Raw genomic sequence first — 20,899 nt, 5'->3', positions numbered from 1 at the left:
TACGGCCACGCACCTGTAGGCCGGATAAGACGCGCTAGCGTCGCCATCCGGCATCCCCTCATCCTAATATTTTCTTTGCTTCGCGCGCGACGTTGTCCATCTCATCAAGCAGCTCCAGGAACTCGGGTTCAAGCTCCTCTTCTTTGGTGCCGCTGCGTAACTGCTGCTCAATTAACTGGCACAAGTTTTTCATGCGCGGCACCCCGCTGTAGCCGCAGCTGCCGTGCAGCGTGTGGATGAGATCCACCAGCCCTTCGGGCGCCTCTCCCACCAGCTGTTCTTCAATTTTGTTACGCACTTCCGGCAGGAAGTCGATGAGCATTTGCAGCAGATCCCGCGCCAGATCGGATTTTCCGGCCGCCTGGCGCAGCGCCAGTTGCCAGTCGAGCGTTGCGTTCGGGTTGACGATAAACTCTGTCGATTCAGCGGCGGGTAATCGGGTCGCTACCACGGCCCCCGGCTTATAGCGCAACAGCAGGCTGTGCAGCTTTTCTTCTTCTATCGGCTTGGCCAGATAGTCATTCATTCCCGCGCTCAGCAGCTTCTCTTTCTGACCCGCCATCGCATGTGCCGTCACGGCGATCACCGGCGTTTGCTGCTGATGCGGAAGCTGATGAATCAGCTCACAGGCGCGGATACCGTCCATATCCGGCATCTGAATGTCCATCAGGATCAAATCAAACTGCATCTGTTTGGCCCGCTCCACCGCCTGATGCCCGCTGTCGCAAAGCTCCACATGCTGGACTTTATCCTCCAGCAGCGCGCCGATCAGCTTCAGGTTGGCCGGGTTATCGTCGACCGCCATTACCGTCATGGCGATTTTATTCTCATCCGTCAGCAGCGGTTCAACATGCTGATTCAAATGGCAGTATTCCGTCAGCGCTGGCAGTAAACGCGTTGAGGTGAGCGGTTTTAACAGACAGGCCGCCGCGCCGCCTTGCTTGAGTTTTTCGGCGTTAATCTGGGCATGGCAAGGCAGCGCCAGCAGCAGGAAGTCCGTCATGGCGGCGGCTTTTGCCAGCCGTTCTTGCTGCATGGTGAGCGGTTCGTTAAAGGTCACCGGAACGCTGATGAGCAGGATATCGTAGTGATCCAGCGGCAACGCTGAGAACGTCGGGCTGTAGATCACCTCCAGCGGCGTGTCGCTCAGCATATCCAGCGTGCATTGCGCGGCGGTGGCGTTCGGTTCGACGTAGGCCAGCCGTTTTCCGACCAGACAGCGCGTTGGCGGCGCGTCGCTTATCACATTCGGGTTGAGATCGAGATTAATGTGGAACCAGAAAGTGGAACCGCGATTGGGCTGACTGTGGAACGAGATATCGCCGCCCATCTCATTGACCAGTTTTTGCGTAATCACCAGCCCCAGACCGGTTCCGCCATGACGGCGTGAAATGCTGGCGTCCGCCTGGCGGAAAGCCTGGAACAGACGCGACTGGTCGCGCTCGGGAATGCCGATGCCGGTATCGCGGATCTGGATTTCAATCTGTACTTTGGTATTACTGAGCGCGCGCTTTTCAACCAGAATATCGATATTGCCGCTTTCGGTAAATTTAATGGCATTACCGACCAGATTGGTAATGACCTGCTGTAGGCGCAGCGGGTCGCCGATGACGTTATCCGGTACGTCATTTTTGATGTTTAGCGTGAGTTCCAGCCCTTTGTCATGGGATGAATGCGCCAGCAGCGTCACCACTTCATCCAGCGTGCTGCGTAGCGGGAAAGGAATGCTTTCCAGAATCAGCTTGCCCGCTTCCAGCTTGGAAAAATCGAGCACGTCATTGATGATCGCCAGCAGGTTGTTGGCCGAACGCTCGATAGTATTGAGGTGATCGCGCTGGGTTGTATTGAGTTCGGTTTTTAGCGTCAGACGGGTAAAGCCAATCACGCCGTTAAGCGGCGTGCGCAGTTCGTGCGACATGTTGGCCAAAAACTCAGACTTAATACGCGCCGCTTCCTGAGCGCGCTTCTTCGCCAGATCCAGCTCAACGTTCTGGATCTCCATCTGTTCCAGCGTTTCGCGCAGATCCGAAGTGGCCTGATCGATATTATGCTGCATCTCTTCATGGTAAGCGGCAAGCGACATCGCCATCGAGTTGATGCCGTTTTTCAGCATATCCAGCTCGCCCAGCATAAAGCCCTCGACGCGGCTGTCGAGCTGCCCACGACGAATGCGGTCAACGGTATTGACCATATTACGAATGGGGCCGGTGACGTCGCGCATCAGACGCCAGCCAAAAATTAAGGCAATGCCGATACAGAACAGCATCATCACGCTGGAGATGAAAATCTCTTTGTACTGTTGCAGGCGGACGGACTTGAGATCCAGTTCAAGCGCCACATATCCCAACATATTTCTCGGCGTTTTGGCGTCTGTTACGGGGGATTCGTCCGGCGAATACCTTTCGGAGATAATCGGCGTTCGCAGGATCATAATGTCCCCGTGGCGGGTCACGCTCAGCCTGCGGGGAAACGGCTCCCCGGTGGCGAGCTGCATTTCTGACGGATCGAGATGGAAATTGGATGTGACAAACAGCCGGTTATTCTCGTCATAAACGGAAATGGCGCGCACGATGTCGGAGTGGCGGCGATGGAGAACGCTGATGAGCTGCCCGATTGATTCGCGGTTTTGCAGGTTCATGCCATATTCGCTGGAGACCGCAAGAGGTTCGATAATGCTGGCGCCAGCATCTTCCAGTTGACGCTGCAAGTCGTTATAGCGATGCACAACGAAAAAGATACTGAGCAGTAAACCAATGAGGACGGTCGGGGCCAGGATCAGAATCATCATGCGTGCGCGCAGGCTGTAGTTGGTCATGGAGTTCCGTTATGGGACAATTAGGGTCACACTGTTAAATTGAGAAATATCTCGTCGATGGCGCAATTCTACTCTGCAAAACGACGCGTGACGACGCGTCAGATCATAACCGTTACGGTCAATGACCTCGATCCTTTCGGTCAGGGCGTGGCTCGCCATAATGGAAAGGCGCTGTTTATACCGGGATTACTGCCCCAGGAAAAGGGCGACGTCGTCATTACTGAAGATAAAAAACAGTTCGCCCGCGCGCAAGTTAAGCGTCGCCTGAATGATAGCCCGGAACGGGAAACGCCGCGCTGCCCGCACTTTGGCGTCTGTGGCGGCTGCCAGCAGCAGCATGCCAGCGTCGCGCTGCAACAACGCAGCAAAAGCGCCGCGCTGTCGCGCTTAATGAAATGCGATGTCGCCGAGGTGATCGCCGATACGCCGTGGGGCTATCGGCGCCGTGCGCGTTTAAGCCTGAATTATCTGCCTAAAACTCAGCAATTGCAGATGGGATTTCGCAAGGCGGGCTCCAGCGATATCGTGGATGTCAGGCAGTGCCCCATTCTGGTGCCCCAGCTTGAGGCGCTGCTGCCTCGCGTCAGGGCGTGTCTGGAAAGTTTGCAAGGAAACCGCCACTTTGGCCATGTCGAGCTGGTACAGGCGGGGAATGGCACCCTGATGGTGCTGCGTCATACGGCGCCCTTGAGCGCGGCGGACAGAGAAAAACTGGAACGCTTTTCGCATTCTGAGGGACTGTCTCTGTTTCTGGCCCCTCAAAGCGACATACTTGAACCGCTTACCGGGGAGGCGCCCTGGTATGATTCAAACGGGCTACGCTTAACCTTCAGCCCGCGCGACTTTATTCAGGTCAACGAAGGGGTGAACCAGAAAATGGTCGCCCGGGCGCTGGAATGGCTGGATATTCAACCTGACGACCGGGTTCTGGATCTGTTCTGCGGCATGGGGAATTTTACTCTGCCGCTGGCGACGCGCGCCGCCAGCGTTGTGGGCGTTGAAGGCGTTCCGGCGCTGGTGGAAAAAGGCCGGGAAAACGCGCGGCGTAACGGATTACAGAATGTGACATTCTTTCACGAAAATCTCGAAGAAGATGTCACGAAGCAGCAATGGGCGAAAAATGGTTTTGACAAAATTTTGCTCGATCCCGCTCGTGCCGGGGCGGCAGGCGTGATGAAACACATTATAAAGTTAAAACCAATTCGTATTGTTTATGTATCCTGTAATCCTGCTACGCTGGCACGGGATAGCGACGCCTTGTTGAATGCCGGATACCAAATTCAGCGGCTGGCGATGCTCGACATGTTCCCACACACTGGGCATCTGGAATCAATGGTGTTGTTTGAGCGTTTGTAATGAGTCATGGCTTGCTGACTTCGGTAGGCCTGGTCCCTTAAGGAGAGGACAATGGTTGCGGTAAGAAGTGCACATCTTAATAAAGCTGGTGAGTTTGATCCGAAAAAATGGATCGCGAGTCTGAGTATCTCCAGCCAGCAGTCGTGTGAACGCTTAGCCGAAACCTGGGCGTATTGCCTGCAACAGACACAAGGACATCCCGATGCTGAACTGTTGCTGTGGCGTGGCGTGGAGATGGTGGAAATCCTCTCTACGTTAAGTATGGATATCGACACGCTGCGGGCGGCGCTGCTCTTCCCTCTGGCTGACGCCAATGTTGTCAGCGAAGATATCCTGCGCGAAAGCGTGGGGACATCGATCGTCAATCTGATTCACGGCGTGCGCGATATGGCGGCGATTCGTCAGCTGAAAGCGACGCATAACGATTCCGTCTCCTCCGAGCAGGTGGATAACGTTCGTCGGATGCTGCTGGCGATGGTGGACGACTTCCGCTGCGTGGTCATCAAGCTGGCGGAACGTATCGCCCATCTGCGCGAGGTTAAAGACGCGCCGGAAGATGAACGCGTACTGGCGGCGAAAGAGTGCACCAATATCTATGCTCCGCTGGCTAACCGGCTGGGCATCGGGCAACTGAAGTGGGAGCTGGAAGATTACTGCTTCCGCTATCTGCACCCGGCGGAATACAAGCGGATCGCCAAACTGCTGCACGAACGCCGCATTGACCGCGAGCATTACATTGAAGAGTTTGTCGGGCATCTGCGTTCTGAAATGAAAACCGAAGGTGTGAAGGCGGAGGTCTATGGCCGCCCGAAACACATCTACAGCATCTGGCGCAAAATGCAGAAAAAGCATCTGGCGTTTGACGAGCTGTTTGACGTGCGCGCCGTGCGTATTGTGGCCGAACGTTTGCAGGACTGCTATGCCGCGCTGGGGATTGTGCATACGCACTATCGCCATCTGCCGGACGAGTTCGATGATTATGTCGCCAACCCGAAACCTAATGGCTACCAGTCAATTCATACGGTGGTGCTTGGCCCTGGCGGTAAAACCGTTGAGATCCAGATTCGTACCAAACAGATGCATGAAGATGCCGAACTGGGCGTCGCGGCGCACTGGAAGTACAAAGAGGGAGCGGTCTCCGGGGGGGCGCGCACGGGCCATGAAGACAGAATTGCGTGGCTGCGTAAGCTGATCGCCTGGCAGGAAGAGATGGCGGATTCTGGCGAAATGCTGGATGAAGTGCGCAGCCAGGTCTTTGACGACCGGGTGTATGTCTTTACGCCAAAAGGCGATGTGGTGGATCTGCCCGCAGGCTCCACGCCGCTTGACTTTGCCTACCATATCCACAGCGATGTGGGGCATCGCTGCATCGGGGCGAAAATCGGCGGGCGTATCGTGCCGTTTACCTATCAGTTGCAGATGGGCGATCAGATTGAAATCATCACCCAGAAGCAGCCAAACCCTAGCCGGGACTGGCTCAACCCGAACCTGGGCTATGTGACGACCAGCCGTGGCCGTTCTAAAATCCACGCCTGGTTCCGCAAGCAGGATCGGGACAAGAACATTCTCGCCGGGCGGCAAATCCTCGACGATGAACTGGCGCATTTGGGCATCAGCCTGAAAGAGGCGGAAAAACACCTGCTGCCGCGCTACAACTTCAATGAGCTGGAGGAACTGCTGGCGGCGATTGGCGGCGGGGATATTCGCCTTAACCAGATGGTGAACTTCCTGCAATCGCAGTTTAATAAGCCGAGCGCCGCCGAACAGGACGCCGCCGCGCTGAAACAGCTTCAGCAGAAAACATACGCCCCGCAGAATCGCCGTAAAGACGATGGTCGCGTGGTGGTGGAAGGGGTCGGCAACCTGATGCACCACATTGCGCGCTGCTGCCAGCCGATTCCAGGAGATGAGATTGTCGGGTTTATCACCCAGGGGCGCGGTATTTCCGTACACCGGGCGGACTGCGAACAGCTTGTGGAGCTGCGTTCTCATGCACCGGAACGTATCGTGGATGCGGTGTGGGGCGAGAGCTACTCTGCGGGATATTCGCTGGTGGTACGCGTTCAGGCCAACGATCGCAGCGGCTTGTTGCGGGATATCACCACCATTCTGGCTAACGAGAAGGTGAACGTGCTGGGGGTGGCCAGCCGCAGCGACACCCGGCAGCAGCTCGCCACCATCGATATGACCATCGAAATTTACAACCTGCAAGTGCTGGGGCGCGTTCTCAGTAAACTCAACCAGGTGCCGGATGTGATCGACGCGCGTCGTTTGCACGGTAATTAATTTTTCCAGGCCGGATACGCTTTGTAGGCCTGATAAGACGCGTCAGCGTTGCCATCAGGCATTGCCAGTTGCCAGTTGCCGGATGGCGGCTGTCGCCTTATCCGGCCTACGTTGGTGACAATTTTCAGGATATTCCAATGAATCAAATCGATCGCCTGCTTGGCATCATGCAACGCTTGCGCGACCCGGAAAACGGCTGCCCGTGGGACAAAGAGCAGACGTTTGCCACCATTGCGCCGTATACCCTTGAAGAAACCTATGAAGTGCTCGACGCCATTGCCCGTGAGGACTTTGACGACCTGCGCGGAGAGCTGGGCGATCTGCTGTTTCAGGTCGTGTTTTATGCGCAGATGGCGCAGGAAGAAGGGCGCTTTGACTTTAATGATATTTGCGCCGCCATCAGCGATAAACTGGAACGTCGCCACCCACACGTCTTTGCGGACGTAGCCGCTCACAACAGTACCGAGGTATTAGCCCGCTGGGAGCAAATCAAAACCGAAGAGCGCGCGCAGAAAGCGCAGCATTCGGCGCTGGATGATATTCCCCGCAGCTTACCGGCGTTAATGCGCGCGCAAAAAATCCAGAAGCGCTGTTCGAACGTCGGCTTTGACTGGACGACGTTAGGGCCGGTTGTCGATAAGGTGTATGAAGAGATCGACGAGGTCATGTTCGAGGCGCGGCAGGCTGTCGTAGACCAGGCTAAACTGGAGGAGGAAATGGGCGACCTGCTCTTTGCCACCGTCAATATGGCGCGTCATTTAGGGACAAAAGCAGAGACCGCGTTACAAAAAGCCAATGAAAAGTTCGAACGGCGTTTTCGTGAAGTTGAGCGGATTGTTGCGGCGCGAGGCCTGGAAATGACGGGAGTTGATCTGGAAACAATGGAAGAAGTCTGGCAGCAGGTAAAACGCCAGGAAATTGATCTCTAACGAATTTAGGCAGTCAAGGGCGTTTTGTGTGATTTTTTAAATAACAAGCTCTTGATTTACGTCAAAAACATTTACCCCAAAGGGGCTATTTTCTCTTCCCGTTATGTTGATGAAACACCTTGTATACTGCCTCTTCGAGTTATTCGAGTCGCAACAAGGCGGCGACTGAAAGAATCCCCAGGAACATAGAAATGCGATGTGACTGGGGTGAGTGAAGGAAGCTAACACTGGTGCGGCTTGAAGAACGAAGGAGAGGGGATAATGAAAGTTTGTGGCGTACGCCATGTTCGGGTATACTGCTTTCCCGTCCTGGTTATTCCATCGTCTTTTAAACCTAACTTCTCAGGTTCAGCATGACAACGAACTATATTTTTGTGACCGGCGGGGTCGTATCCTCTCTGGGTAAAGGCATTGCCGCAGCCTCCCTCGCAGCCATTCTTGAAGCCCGTGGCCTCAACGTGACCATCATGAAACTGGATCCGTACATCAACGTCGATCCCGGTACTATGAGTCCAATCCAACACGGGGAAGTGTTCGTTACTGAAGACGGCGCCGAAACCGATCTGGACCTGGGTCACTATGAGCGCTTCATTCGCACCAAGATGAGCCGCCGCAACAACTTCACCACGGGTCGTATTTACTCCGACGTTCTGCGTAAAGAACGCCGTGGCGACTATCTGGGCGCAACCGTACAGGTTATCCCGCACATCACCAACGCGATTAAAGAGCGCATCATCGAAGGCGGCGAAGGCCACGACGTGGTGCTGGTCGAAATCGGCGGTACTGTCGGTGATATCGAGTCCCTGCCGTTCCTGGAAGCGATTCGTCAACTGGCGGTTGATATCGGTCGTGAGCACGCGCTGTTTATGCACCTGACGCTGGTGCCGTACATGGCCGCGGCAGGCGAAGTCAAAACGAAACCGACGCAGCACTCCGTTAAAGAACTGCTCTCCATCGGTATCCAGCCGGATATTCTGATCTGCCGTTCCGATCGCGCCGTTCCGGCCAATGAACGTGCGAAGATTGCATTGTTCTGTAACGTTGCTGAAAAGGCCGTTATTTCTCTGAAAGACGTCGATTCTATTTATAAAATTCCGGGCATGTTGAAATCTCAGGGTCTGGACGATTATATTTGTAAACGATTCAGCTTAGACTGCCCGGAAGCGAACCTGGCCGAATGGGAACAGGTTATCTACGAAGAAGCGAACCCGGCGGGCGAAGTGACTATCGGTATGGTCGGCAAGTACATTGAACTGCCGGATGCCTATAAGTCGGTGATTGAAGCGCTGAAACACGGTGGCCTGAAGAACCGTGTCACCGTCAACATCAAGCTGATCGATTCGCAGGATGTTGAAACGCGCGGCGTCGAAATTCTGAAAGATTTAGACGCTATCCTGATCCCTGGCGGCTTCGGCTACCGTGGCGTTGAAGGTAAGGTCGCGACGGCGCGTTATGCGCGTGAAAACAATATTCCTTATCTGGGTATTTGCCTGGGTATGCAGGTTGCGCTGATTGAATTTGCGCGCAACGTAGCGGGTATGGAAAACGCCAACTCAACGGAATTTGTGCCAGACTGTAAGTACCCTGTTGTGGCGCTGATTACCGAGTGGCGTGACGAGAACGGCAACGTTGAAGTCCGTACTGAGAAGAGCGATCTGGGTGGCACCATGCGTCTTGGCGCGCAGATGTGTCAGCTTTCCGATGAGAGTCTGGTTCGCCAGATGTACGGTACGCCGACAATCACTGAGCGCCATCGTCACCGCTATGAAGTCAACAACATGTTGTTGAACCAAATTGAAGCTGCAGGTCTGCGCATTGCGGGCCGTTCCGGGGATGATCAGTTGGTCGAGATCATCGAAGTGCCGAACCATCCGTGGTTCGTTGCCTGTCAATTCCACCCGGAATTTACTTCAACGCCGCGTGACGGGCATCCGCTGTTTGCAGGCTTTGTGAAAGCCGCCAGCGAATATCAGAAGCGTCAGGCGAAGTAAGAAGTAAAAAAAGTTAGAACGGCAACGCGTACCAAAGGTACGCGTTGTTTGTCTGGAGTTTTAGTTTAACTTGTACTGAGGAAAACCTAATGTCCAAAATCGTTAAAGTCATCGGTCGTGAAATCATCGACTCCCGTGGTAACCCGACTGTTGAAGCCGAAGTACACCTGGAAGGTGGTTTCGTTGGTATGGCAGCCGCTCCGTCAGGTGCTTCTACGGGTTCCCGCGAAGCGCTGGAACTGCGCGATGGCGACAAATCCCGTTTCCTGGGTAAAGGCGTAACCAAAGCTGTTGCAGCGGTTAACGGCCCGATCGCTCAGGCAATCCTTGGCAAAGACGCCAAAGATCAGGCTGGCATTGATAAAATCATGATCGACCTGGACGGTACTGAAAACAAATCTAACTTCGGTGCGAACGCGATCCTGGCTGTGTCTCTGGCTAACGCCAAAGCCGCTGCGGCCTCTAAAGGTCAGCCGCTGTACGAGCACATCGCTGAACTGAACGGCACCCCGGGCAAATACTCCATGCCGGTTCCGATGATGAACATCATCAACGGCGGCGAGCACGCTGACAACAACGTTGATATCCAGGAATTCATGATTCAGCCGGTTGGCGCTAAAACCCTGAAAGAAGCAGTACGTATGGGTTCTGAAGTGTTCCACAACCTGGCTAAAGTTCTGAAAGCTAAAGGTATGAACACTGCTGTTGGTGACGAAGGCGGCTATGCGCCGAACCTGGGCTCCAACGCTGAAGCACTGGCTGTTATCGCTGAAGCGGTTAAAGCTGCTGGCTACGAGCTGGGCAAAGACATCACTCTGGCGATGGACTGCGCAGCATCTGAATTCTACAAAGACGGCAAATACGTTCTGGCTGGCGAAGGCAACAAAGCGTTCACCTCTGAAGAATTCACTCACTTCCTGGAAGACCTGACCAAACAGTACCCGATCGTTTCCATCGAAGACGGTCTGGACGAGTCTGACTGGGACGGTTTCGCATACCAGACCAAAGTGCTGGGCGACAAAATCCAGCTGGTTGGTGACGACCTGTTCGTAACCAACACCAAGATCCTGAAAGAAGGTATCGACAAAGGCATCGTTAACTCCATCCTGATCAAATTCAACCAGATCGGTTCTCTGACCGAAACGCTGGCTGCTATCAAGATGGCGAAAGACGCTGGCTACACTGCCGTTATCTCTCACCGTTCTGGCGAAACTGAAGACGCGACCATCGCTGACCTGGCTGTTGGTACCGCAGCAGGCCAGATCAAAACCGGTTCTATGAGCCGTTCTGACCGTGTTGCTAAATACAACCAGCTGATTCGTATCGAAGAAGCGCTGGGCGAAAAAGCTCCGTACAACGGTCGTAAAGAGATCAAAGGTCAGGCGTAATCCTGCTCTCCACTCTTAACGTAAAAAACCCGCTCCGGCGGGTTTTTTTATGTCTGTAATATATTCTTATTTGAAAATTTTAATGATCGATTTGATCTTTGTCACTTTGTTATTATTTTACAGAGAGTAATTTAATGGTGTGACTATTTACTAATATGTGTTTTTTATATTTATCATTAATAAATAATAGAAATATTGAATGGATAATGAATTGGAAGATATACTGGCGAAAACGGGCATGAAAAAAAAGGATGCTACTATCCTGATTAAGCTGGCAAAAAGGAAACATATCAGCTTGGGTCGGGCATTTTTTTTGTATGCATGGAAATATTATGCCTGGAGTGGAGCTTTACTATTGGCAGTCATTTTTGCCTCCCTTTCTGAGGGAATTGAGTACTTTATAGTAAACATTCTCTTCTGTATTGCTGTAGCTCTAGTTTCACTCTTCTTTACACCCTTTGTCATAAATTTAATTCGGAGTATTAAAATTCAAGTTAAGTTGATCGGAAAATAACAGGAGGTTATTTTGAGTAGTTATGGATTAATGAATTTACAGCGCGAAAAAGAAAAGATTGACCGACTTGTCTATGATATCGGTTTTCAATATCTTCATGATCCGGCTATGCGTTCAAAATATATGATCGAGGAACGTAGAGTTACATCATATTGCCTTGATGAATATCGGTATGGAAAATTAGATTTTGGCAGGGCGATGGATAGATTACGTGAATATCATATGTCTTTAACTAAATATTATATGCAATTAAAAATGGGGGGTATTAAATTATATGCAATAGCTGAGCGTGAAAGAGAAAGGCATTCTACACTTACCATAACATTAAAACGAGTTGGATTTGTTAGTGGGACAATGCAAGTTATCGGTGGTTTTGGTTTATGTAAAGCAACCCTTGGAGCTGCATGTAAAAGTTATGGAGTTCCTTTAATGATGCAGGGAAGCGAGAATATTTGGGAAAATGGTTATTATTTATTATATCATGAAGACCCCAGGAAAATGCCTTTGCGGTATGCCTACCGTCAGGCAACAAAGCTTTTGGGCGGGGATGAAAAGGATGGTGATATTGCTTTTTCAACGGGAGATCTTGTTCTTTCTTTCGGTTCAGCCTCAACGCTGACGTTGAGAACAGATTCGTGGAAATTATTCCGCTATATACAGGAAGATTATATTCGCAGTTGGAGAACCCTGGGAGCTGTTGGAAGCGCGAGTGAGTTAGCCGGTGATGCAGTTAGTGGATTCACCATTTATCAACTTCTTGGTGGAGAAAGTACTAACTGGGCTGAATTGAGGGAATAAGGAAATGATCTTCAAAACATATGATCAGAATGATAAGTCTTTAACTGAAAGTATTAAACTTGCGGGTTTAAGTGAATATAAAGCACAGAAACTTATTCGTTTTGCTAATGAAAATAAAATAAGTTTGCAGAAAGCTTATTGGCTAAAAGATGCAAGTGTTATCAGAGTTGATATTATCATGGTTTCGATTTTATTACTCTTTGCCTTTTCAATTGCACAAAAGGACTTCAGTGAATTATGGTCTTTCTTTTTAATATTCGGTTTGTCGTTTTTTGTCATTGAATTAACCTGTCGATTTCATAAAGGCTACTTTAAGATATGGATAATTTATATCAAGTTGCGAGGGCTGTAAGTGACTGGTTTAGTGGTGCGTTGTTTTTCTCTATACTTTTCCCTGCAACAATGAGATATTTATAATTTATATACTTTGTTGCCTCACCTTAGCCTTGATTTCAGTTTTCTTTAACTCTTTCTTTATCAATCTGGTTTGGAGCATCAAGGTTCAGATTAAACTAATGGGTAAGCGGTAGAGAAACTAAGCTCGATATATGCTTTGTGGGGAACAGCGGAATCTTACCTTAAACAGCTGCTGTGCATGACCTTAGCGAGGCTTTCTGCGATAATCACTGATTATCCCCTTAACAGAGAATGCTATGCAGTACCCGATTAACGAGATGTTCCAGACCCTGCAAGGTGAGGGTTACTTTACCGGCGTCCCCGCCATTTTTATCCGTTTACAGGGATGCCCGGTTGGCTGTGCCTGGTGCGATACCAAACACACCTGGGATAAGCTTGAAGATCGGGAAGTGTCGTTATACAGCATCCTGGCGAAGACCAAAGAGAGCGACAAGTGGGGCGCGGCAAGTAGTGAAGACCTGCTGGCGGTGATAAGCCGACAGGGGTATACCGCGCGTCATGTCGTGATCACCGGCGGTGAGCCCTGTATCCATGACCTGATGCCATTGACCGATTTACTTGAGAAGAATGGATTCAGCTGTCAGATTGAAACCAGCGGTACCCACGAGGTGCGCTGTACGCCGAATACCTGGGTGACGGTCTCGCCGAAGGTGAATATGCGCGGTGGCTATGACGTCCTGTCGCAGGCGCTGGAGCGTGCGAATGAAATCAAGCACCCTGTTGGTCGCGTCCGTGATATTGAAGCGCTGGATGAGCTATTGGCGACGCTGAGCGACGATAAGCCGCGAATCATTGCCTTGCAGCCAATCAGCCAGAAAGAAGACGCGACGCGTCTGTGCATTGAAACCTGTATCGCGCGTAACTGGCGCTTATCAATGCAGACGCACAAATATCTGAATATTGCGTGATAAAAAAATCGTTAGCGCGCTTGCCGGGGGCGCTTCGCTTGCCGGGGGCGCTTCGCTTGCCCGGCCTACGGTCATACTCATTTGTAGGCCGGATAAGACGCAACGCGTCGCCATCCGGCAAAACGAAAAAATCACTCGCCGCGATACACGCAGCCTGCTGTGCAGGTCTCTTTCACCATTACTGCGCTCAGCAGCGGTACGGCAGGTTTAACCTGATCCCAAATCCATTTTGCCAGCACTTCGCTGGTTGGATTTTCCAGACCTGGAATATCGTTCAGATAATAATGATCCAGACGATCGTACGTCGGTTTGAACGCGGCTTTCAGTTCGGCGAAATCCATGATCCAACCGGTATGCGGATCGACGTCACCGGTAATTTCAAGGCGCACCATAAATGAATGACCATGCAGGCGGCCACATTTATGCCCTTCCGGTACGTGGGGCAGGCGGTGAGCGGCTTCAAAGGTGAAATCTTTAAACAAGGTGGTGGACATGGATGATTAACTCTCAAGAATACAAAAACCGCCGTAGGGTACCGGAAAGCACATTTTTTATCATTAACTAAAACGGCGTTGACGCGCGGATAATGAGATTTACACAAGAATTGTGAATTATTTCTTTCTATTTCAATAGGTTGTTTAATCGCTTTTGTTGTTAATAACTATAACTAAAACAGGTTAGTCCATTTGGTTATTTGTTATTTCCATCCCTTCTTTAATTGTTATTATCCCCGCCGTTAACCTTATCGCTAGTTTGGTCTTTTTGCATAAATTCCGCTTTGCTACTGGAACATAACGACGCATGACAACACAGGCCCCACCATCCGCTTTGCTTCCGCTAAACCCGGAGCAACTGGCACGCCTTCAGGCGGCCACAACCGATCTTTCCCCCACCCAGCTTGCCTGGGTTTCCGGCTATTTCTGGGGAATGCTGAACCAGCAGCCGGGCACGCTCGCCGCCACGCCAGCGCCTGTCGCTGAAATGCCGGGTATTACGCTTATTTCTGCATCGCAAACCGGCAATGCGCGGCGCGTGGCGGAAGCCCTGCGCGATGACCTGCTGGCGGCGAAACTGAACGTCACGCTGGTTAATGCGGGTGACTACAAATTCAAACAGATCGCCAATGAGAAGCTGCTGGTTGTGGTCGCGTCCACGCAGGGCGAAGGCGAACCGCCGGAAGAAGCCGTTGCGCTGCGTAAGTTTCTGTTCTCTAAAAAAGCGCCGAAGCTCGACAACACCGCCTTCGCCGTCTTTGGCCTCGGTGATACCTCCTATGAATTTTTCTGCCAGGCGGGTAAAGATTTCGACAGCAAGCTGGCGGAACTGGGGGGTGAGCGTCTGCTCGATCGCGTCGATGCGGATGTGGAATACCAGGCGGCGGCACAAGAATGGCGGGCTCGCGTTGTTGACGTACTGAAAGCGCGTGCGCCGAGCGCATCGGCAGCGCAGGTCGCTGTCGCGGCAACAGGGGCCGTGAATGACGTGCATTCCAGCCCTTATACCAAAGAAGCGCCGCTGAGCGCCTCGCTCGCCGTCAATCAGAAAATCACCGGCCGCGACTCGGAAAAAGATGTGCGCCATATCGAAATCGATCTGGGCGATTCCGGCCTGCGTTATCAGCCGGGCGATGCCCTGGGCGTCTGGTATCAGAACGATCCTGAACTGGTCAAAGAGATCGTCGAACTGGTCTGGCTGAAAGGCACGGAGCCGGTCACCGTTAACGGTAAGGTGCTGCCGCTTGCCGAAGCCTTGCAGTGGCATTTTGAGCTGACGGTGAACACCGCCAATATCGTGGAAAACTACGCCACGCTGACCCGCAGCGAATCGCTGTTGCCGCTGGTGGGTGATAAAGCCCAGTTGCAGCATTACGCCGCGACGACGCCTGTCGTTGATATGCTGCGTTTCTCTCCGGCTCAGTTGGATGCTGACGCGCTGGTGGGGCTGCTGCGCCCGCTGACGCCGCGTCTTTACTCGATAGCCTCTTCCCAGGCGGAAGTCGAGAGCGAAGTGCATATCACCGTAGGCGCCGTGCGTTATGAAATAGAAGGCCGGGCACGGGCGGGCGGGGCATCAAGCTTCCTGGCCGACCGCGTGGAAGAAGAGGGGGAAGTGCGCGTATTTATCGAACACAACGATAATTTCCGTCTGCCGGCCAACCCGGAAACACCGGTGATCATGATAGGTCCAGGCACCGGGATCGCCCCTTTCCGCGCCTTTATGCAGCAGCGTGCGGCAGATGAAGCGCCGGGTAAAAACTGGTTGTTCTTTGGCAACCCGCACTTTACCGAAGATTTCCTCTACCAGGTGGAATGGCAGCGCTACGTCAAAGAGGGCGTCCTGAGCCGCATCGATCTGGCCTGGTCCCGCGATCAAAAAGAAAAAATATACGTACAAGACAAACTGCGCGAACAGGGCGCAGAGCTGTGGCGCTGGATTAATGACGGCGCGCACATTTATGTCTGCGGCGACGCGAATCGCATGGCGAAAGACGTTGAGCAGGCACTGCTGGAAGTGATTGCCGAATTCGGCGGTATGGATGCCGAAGCGGCGGATGAATTTTTAAGTGAGCTGCGCGTTGAGCGCCGTTATCAGCGAGATGTCTACTAATGAGCGAAAAACATCCAGGCCCACTGGTGGTCGAAGGTAAACTGGCAGATGCCGAGCGCATGAAGCTTGAGAGCAACTACCTGCGCGGCACCATTGCTGAAGATTTGAATGACGGACTGACCGGCGGTTTTAAAGGCGACAACTTTCTGCTGATCCGTTTTCACGGTATGTACCAGCAGGATGACCGCGACATTCGCGCCGAGCGCGCCGAGCAGAAGCTGGAGCCGCGTCATGCGATGCTGCTGCGTTGCCGTCTGCCGGGGGGGGTTATCACCACCAGACAGTGGCAGGCGATTGATAAATTCGCCGCTGAAAATACGATTTACGGCAGCATTCGCCTGACTAACCGTCAGACCTTCCAGTTCCACGGTATTCTGAAAAAGAACGTGAAGCCGGTACATCAGATGCTGCACTCCGTTGGGCTGGACGCGCTGGCGACCGCCAACGACATGAACCGTAACGTGCTGTGCACCTCTAACCCGTATGAGTCTGAGCTGCATGCCGAAGCCTATGAGTGGGCGAAAAAGATCTCCGAGCATTTGCTGCCGCGTACTCGTGCCTATGCGGAGATCTGGCTTGATCAGGAAAAGGTCGCCACAACGGATGAGGAGCCGATCCTCGGCCAGACCTATCTGCCGCGTAAGTTCAAAACGACCGTGGTGATCCCGCCGCAGAACGACATCGATCTGCACGCCAACGACATGAACTTTGTCGCCGTGGCGGAAAACGGCAAGCTGGTGGGCTTTAACCTGCTGGTCGGCGGCGGGCTTTCCATTGAGCACGGGAACAAGAAAACGTATGCCCGCACCGCGAGCGAGTTCGGCTATCTGCCGCTGGAGCATACCCTGGCGGTGGCGGAAGCGGTGGTGACGACTCAGCGCGACTGGGGTAATCGCACCGATCGTAAAAACGCCAAAACCAAATACACTCTGGAGCGTGTTGGGGTCGAGACGTTCAAGGCGGAAGTCGAGCGTCGTGCAGGCATCAAATTTGAACCGATCCGCCCGTATGAATTTACCGGGCGCGGCGATCGCATCGGTTGGGTGAAAGGCATCGATAACAAATGGCACCTGACGCTGTTTATTGAGAATGGCCGTATTCTGGATTATCCGGGGCGCCCGCTGAAAACAGGTCTGCTGGAGATCGCGAAGATCCACAAGGGTGAATTCCGTATTACCGCCAACCAGAACCTGATCATTGCCGGCGTGCCGGAAAGCCAGAAAGCGAAGATTGAAAAACTGGCGCGCAACCACGGCCTGATGAATGCGGTCACGTCGCAGCGTGAAAACTCGATGGCCTGCGTATCGTTCCCGACCTGCCCGCTGGCGATGGCGGAAGCGGAGCGTTTCCTGCCGACCTTTGTCGATAAAGTGGACGCGTTGATGACCCACCACGGCGTGAGCGATGAGCACATCGTGCTGCGCGTGACGGGCTGCCCAAATGGCTGCGGACGCGCCATGCTGGCGGAAGTCGGTCTGGTGGGGAAAGCGCCGGGTCGTTATAACCTGCATCTGGGCGGCAATCGCATCGGAACGCGTATCCCGCGTATGTTCAAAGAGAACATTACCGAGCCGGAAATTCTGGCGTCGCTGGATGAACTGATTGGGCGCTGGGTGAAAGAGCGCGAAGCGGGTGAAGGCTTCGGCGACTTTACGGTGCGTGCGGGCATCATTCGCCCGGTGCTCGATCCCGCCCGGGATTTCTGGGAATAACGTGCATCGCCGGATGGCGGCATAAATGCCTTATCCGGCCTACGTAGACGGTAGGCCTGATAAGCGCAGCGCCATCAGGCAAGGCAAACAGTGAGGAACTTATGTCCGTACTCGATCTAAACGCCCTGAATGAATTGCCAAAAGTCGAGCGCGTCATGGCGCTGGCTGAAACCAACGCGCAGCTGGAAAAGCAGGATGCTGAAGGACGCGTGGCGTGGGCGCTGGAGAATCTACCCGGTGAATACGTGCTCTCGTCGAGCTTTGGTATTCAGGCGGCGGTCAGCCTGCATCTGGTTAACCAGATTCGCCCGGATATTCCGGTTATCCTGACCGATACCGGCTATCTGTTCCCGGAAACCTACCAGTTTATTGATGAGCTGACGGAAAAGCTGAACCTGAACCTGAAAGTCTACCGTGCGACGGAAAGCGCGGCCTGGCAGGAAGCCCGCTACGGTAAACTGTGGGAGCAAGGCGTTGAGGGCATTGAGAAATACAATGACATCAACAAAGTCGAGCCGATGAACCGGGCGTTAAAAGAGCTTAACGCGCAAACGTGGTTTGCTGGCCTGCGCCGCGAACAATCCGGGAGCCGGGCGCATCTGCCTGTGCTGGCGATTCAGCGCGGCGTTTTTAAAGTGCTGCCCATCATCGACTGGGATAACCGGACGGTGTACCAGTATCTGCAAAAACACGGTCTGAAATACCATCCGCTATGGGATCAGGGCTATCTGTCGGTTGGCGATACCCACACCACCCGTAAATGGGAGCCCGGCATGGCGGAAGAAGAGACGCGATTCTTCGGGCTGAAGCGCGAGTGCGGGCTGCACGAAGGGTGATTGTTTGCCTGATGGCGCTGCGCTTATCAGGCCTACCAGACAGTGTCTGTAGGCCGGATAAGGCGTTTACGCCGCCATCCGGCAAGCGCTGCGCTTGTAGGCCCGGTAAGGCGTAGCCGCCACCGGGCGACACATCAGGCTTTACCGGCTTTCGCCAGTTCTTTTACCAGCGGCAACATGATGCGCACGACATCGCGACTGCGGTGTTCAATTCTTCCTGGTAGCGCCTTGTCGATGTGCTGTTGGTTATCCAGACGCACATCGTGCCAGCTGTTTCCGGCCGGAAATGAAGGCGTTTTCGCACGCTGCTGATAGCCGTCTTTTTTCCCCAGATTCCAGTTGGTGGCCTCAACCGACAGCACGGAAATACCGGCTTTATCGAAGACTTCGGCGTCGTTACAGCAGCCTGTGCCTTTCGGGTAATCCTTGTTCAGACCCGGATTGGTCGCGGCGGCGATACCGTGGCTGCGCGCAATCGCCAGCGCCCGGTCGCGCGTCAGTTTGCGTACGGCTTCCGGCGTTTGCTGCCCGCTGTTGAAGTAGAGTTTGTCGCCGACAATCAGGTTATCAAGGTTAATTACCAGCAGCGTATTTTTCTTCTCAGCGGCGCTCATCCGCTTAAGCAGGTTTTCTGCGCCCAGTTTTCCTTCTTCTTCACCGCTGGTGGCGATAAAGCGGATGCCGTACTGCGTCGGGATGTCTTTCAGGCGTTCAGCCAGTTCCAGCATCACGCCCAGCCCGGCGGCGTTATCGTCAATGCCCTGCAAGGTTAAACCGCCGAGATTGGCGTCGGTATCAGCATCGCTCAGCGGCGCATAGGTATCCAGGTGCGCCATAATAATAATTTGTTGCGGCGCTTTCCCTTCGTGCGCCGCAATAACGGTACTGCCCGTCACGTTATGCCAGTTCTTGCGATTATTCCTGGCGGTATAAATATAGCGGCTATTAAATGTTCGGATATCGCTGCGATATCCCATCTGCTCAAATTGCTGACGTAAATAATCGGCAGAGAGCATCTCCGCCGGTGTTCCGGTCATTCTGCCGGGAAAGAATGTTGCAATGTGTCGTGCCTGAATATTGGCGATATCGCCAGGCTTCGGTGACGTTGCCTGCGCGGGAAGGATAAAGCATACGCCGAGCGCCAGGAGCGCTGCACGGAGGCGCGATGCGGAAAACATAGTGAGTCCTTAAATACAGAGCAGAAATTTTTACCCGCTTAGTATGAAACCGTGATTGCCGTAAAACAATTTCATTTGCTCTGAAATGCCCTAAATTCGGTGGGTTAAGCACTTTTTGATATTTGCTTTCTCAAATCGTTATTCCTTTGAGGAACTACTCATTCCAATTCGTAATTTCATTCGTTCTCCTGCGCTCCCTATAGTCGTGTTATCTGAATGTTTAGCAAAATAGCGGTATTGCAAAGGAACGGTTATGGACCAAAAACGACTCACCCACCTGCGGCAGCTGGAAGCGGAAAGCATCCATATCATTCGCGAGGTGGCCGCCGAATTTTCTAATCCGGTGATGATGTATTCCATCGGTAAAGATTCCAGCGTCATGCTGCATCTGGCGCGTAAAGCGTTTTATCCAGGTACGTTGCCGTTTCCGCTGCTGCACGTTGATACCGGCTGGAAGTTTCGTGAGATGTACGAATTCCGCGATCGCACCGCAAAGGCCTACGGTTGTGAACTGCTGGTGCATAAAAACCCGGAAGGGGTGGCGATGGGGATTAACCCGTTCGTTCACGGCAGCGCTAAACACACCGATATTATGAAAACCGAAGGGTTGAAACAGGCGTTGGATAAATATGGCTTTGACGCCGCGTTCGGCGGCGCGCGCCGCGACGAAGAGAAGTCGCGCGCCAAAGAGCGTATTTATTCCTTCCGCGACCGCTTTCACCGCTGGGACCCGAAAAACCAGCGCCCGGAGCTCTGGCACAACTACAACGGGCAGATTAACAAAGGCGAAAGCATCCGCGTTTTCCCGCTCTCTAACTGGACCGAGCAGGATATCTGGCAGTACATCTGGCTGGAAAACATCGAGATCGTGCCGCTGTACCTGGCCGCTGAGCGCCCGGTGCTGGAGCGCGATGGCATGCTGATGATGATCGATGACGATCGTATTGACCTGCAACCCGGCGAGGTGATCAAAAAACGCATGGTGCGTTTCCGTACCCTCGGCTGCTGGCCGCTCACGGGAGCGGTGGAATCCAGCGCGCAGACGCTGCCGGAAATTATTGAAGAGATGCTGGTCTCGACCACCAGTGAACGTCAGGGGCGCGTGATTGACCGCGACCAGGCGGGCTCAATGGAGCTGAAGAAACGTCAGGGGTATTTCTAAGG

At 53.1% G+C, this 20,899-nt stretch carries 17 protein-coding genes; 13 read left to right on the top strand and 4 right to left on the bottom strand.

All coding sequences use genetic code 11. From position 1 onward, the window contains the following. Positions 1–58: 58 nt before the first annotated feature. Positions 59–2,815 (bottom strand): two-component sensor histidine kinase BarA, encoded by a 2,757-nt coding sequence (gene barA / locus OGW17_RS18130; protein ID WP_049009494.1) that lies wholly within the window; start codon positions 2,813–2,815, stop codon positions 59–61. A gap of 57 nt (positions 2,816–2,872) precedes the next feature. Here barA and rlmD point away from each other — a divergent pair, with 57 nt between their 5' ends. Next, entirely contained in the window at positions 2,873–4,171 is a 1,299-nt protein-coding gene (gene rlmD / locus OGW17_RS18125; protein ID WP_071257914.1) for a 23S rRNA (uracil(1939)-C(5))-methyltransferase RlmD, read from the top strand. Between the two features lie 51 nt (positions 4,172–4,222). Beyond that, entirely contained in the window at positions 4,223–6,457 is a 2,235-nt protein-coding gene (relA, locus tag OGW17_RS18120) for a GTP diphosphokinase (RefSeq protein ID WP_047461598.1), read from the top strand. On the opposite strand, the gene OGW17_RS18115 is transcribed toward relA, so the two are convergent. After that, complete coding sequence (locus OGW17_RS18115; RefSeq protein WP_175479742.1) at positions 6,454–6,603, bottom strand: hypothetical protein; 150 nt, start codon at positions 6,601–6,603, stop codon at positions 6,454–6,456. The genes relA and OGW17_RS18115 overlap by 4 nt on opposite strands. Here OGW17_RS18115 and mazG point away from each other — a divergent pair. From mazG to queE, 7 genes are all read left to right on the top strand, one after another. Further along, on the top strand, positions 6,595–7,386 hold the full coding sequence (gene mazG / locus OGW17_RS18110; protein WP_012134891.1) for a nucleoside triphosphate pyrophosphohydrolase: 792 nt from the start codon (positions 6,595–6,597) through the stop codon (positions 7,384–7,386). The genes OGW17_RS18115 and mazG overlap by 9 nt on opposite strands. Positions 7,387–7,739: 353 nt before the next feature. Next, the gene (pyrG, locus tag OGW17_RS18105) at positions 7,740–9,377 is read left to right on the top strand and encodes a glutamine hydrolyzing CTP synthase (RefSeq protein WP_012134890.1); all 1,638 of its coding nucleotides are present in this window, start codon (positions 7,740–7,742) and stop codon (positions 9,375–9,377) included. A gap of 89 nt (positions 9,378–9,466) precedes the next feature. Continuing rightward, the gene (eno, locus tag OGW17_RS18100; RefSeq protein ID WP_012134889.1) at positions 9,467–10,765 is read left to right on the top strand and encodes a phosphopyruvate hydratase; all 1,299 of its coding nucleotides are present in this window, start codon (positions 9,467–9,469) and stop codon (positions 10,763–10,765) included. Between the two features lie 199 nt (positions 10,766–10,964). Further along, the gene (locus OGW17_RS18095; protein ID WP_071257915.1) at positions 10,965–11,279 is read left to right on the top strand and encodes a hypothetical protein; all 315 of its coding nucleotides are present in this window, start codon (positions 10,965–10,967) and stop codon (positions 11,277–11,279) included. A gap of 12 nt (positions 11,280–11,291) precedes the next feature. Beyond that, entirely contained in the window at positions 11,292–12,077 is a 786-nt protein-coding gene (locus tag OGW17_RS18090) for a DUF4225 domain-containing protein (RefSeq protein WP_071257916.1), read from the top strand. Positions 12,078–12,081: 4 nt separating this feature from the next. Beyond that, positions 12,082–12,429, top strand: coding sequence for a hypothetical protein (locus OGW17_RS18085; protein ID WP_071257917.1), 348 nt, complete (start codon positions 12,082–12,084; stop codon positions 12,427–12,429). Positions 12,430–12,730: 301 nt separating this feature from the next. Next, a complete protein-coding gene (gene queE, locus OGW17_RS18080; RefSeq protein ID WP_047461605.1) occupies positions 12,731–13,402 on the top strand; it encodes a 7-carboxy-7-deazaguanine synthase QueE in 672 nt (223 codons plus the stop codon). Between the two features lie 131 nt (positions 13,403–13,533). Here queE and queD read toward each other — a convergent pair whose 3' ends face one another. After that, a complete protein-coding gene (gene queD, locus OGW17_RS18075; protein WP_012134875.1) occupies positions 13,534–13,896 on the bottom strand; it encodes a 6-carboxytetrahydropterin synthase QueD in 363 nt (120 codons plus the stop codon). Positions 13,897–14,203: 307 nt separating this feature from the next. Here queD and cysJ point away from each other — a divergent pair, with 307 nt between their 5' ends. The 3 genes from cysJ (at position 14,204) to cysH (ending at position 18,557) form a co-directional block, all read left to right on the top strand. After that, complete coding sequence (gene cysJ / locus OGW17_RS18070; RefSeq protein ID WP_058668020.1) at positions 14,204–16,009, top strand: NADPH-dependent assimilatory sulfite reductase flavoprotein subunit; 1,806 nt, start codon at positions 14,204–14,206, stop codon at positions 16,007–16,009. Then, entirely contained in the window at positions 16,009–17,721 is a 1,713-nt protein-coding gene (gene cysI / locus OGW17_RS18065) for an assimilatory sulfite reductase (NADPH) hemoprotein subunit (RefSeq protein WP_012134872.1), read from the top strand. Before cysJ ends, cysI begins: the two co-directional genes overlap by 1 nt. A gap of 101 nt (positions 17,722–17,822) precedes the next feature. Beyond that, positions 17,823–18,557, top strand: coding sequence for a phosphoadenosine phosphosulfate reductase (gene cysH / locus OGW17_RS18060; RefSeq protein ID WP_049008633.1), 735 nt, complete (start codon positions 17,823–17,825; stop codon positions 18,555–18,557). A gap of 134 nt (positions 18,558–18,691) precedes the next feature. On the opposite strand, the gene OGW17_RS18055 is transcribed toward cysH, so the two are convergent. Beyond that, complete coding sequence (locus OGW17_RS18055; RefSeq protein ID WP_012134869.1) at positions 18,692–19,735, bottom strand: aminopeptidase; 1,044 nt, start codon at positions 19,733–19,735, stop codon at positions 18,692–18,694. 253 nt (positions 19,736–19,988) lie between these two features. Here OGW17_RS18055 and cysD point away from each other — a divergent pair, with 253 nt between their 5' ends. Further along, entirely contained in the window at positions 19,989–20,897 is a 909-nt protein-coding gene (gene cysD, locus OGW17_RS18050) for a sulfate adenylyltransferase subunit CysD (RefSeq protein ID WP_012134868.1), read from the top strand. Positions 20,898–20,899 lie beyond the last annotated feature (2 nt).

Origin of the sequence: Citrobacter sp. CK181 (genome assembly GCF_030333595.1) — a bacterium.
Taxonomy (GTDB): Bacteria; Pseudomonadota; Gammaproteobacteria; order Enterobacterales; family Enterobacteriaceae; genus Citrobacter_B; species Citrobacter_B koseri.
The sequence above is the reverse complement of the archived record's forward strand: the minus strand, read 5'-3'. Positions and strand labels throughout refer to the sequence as shown.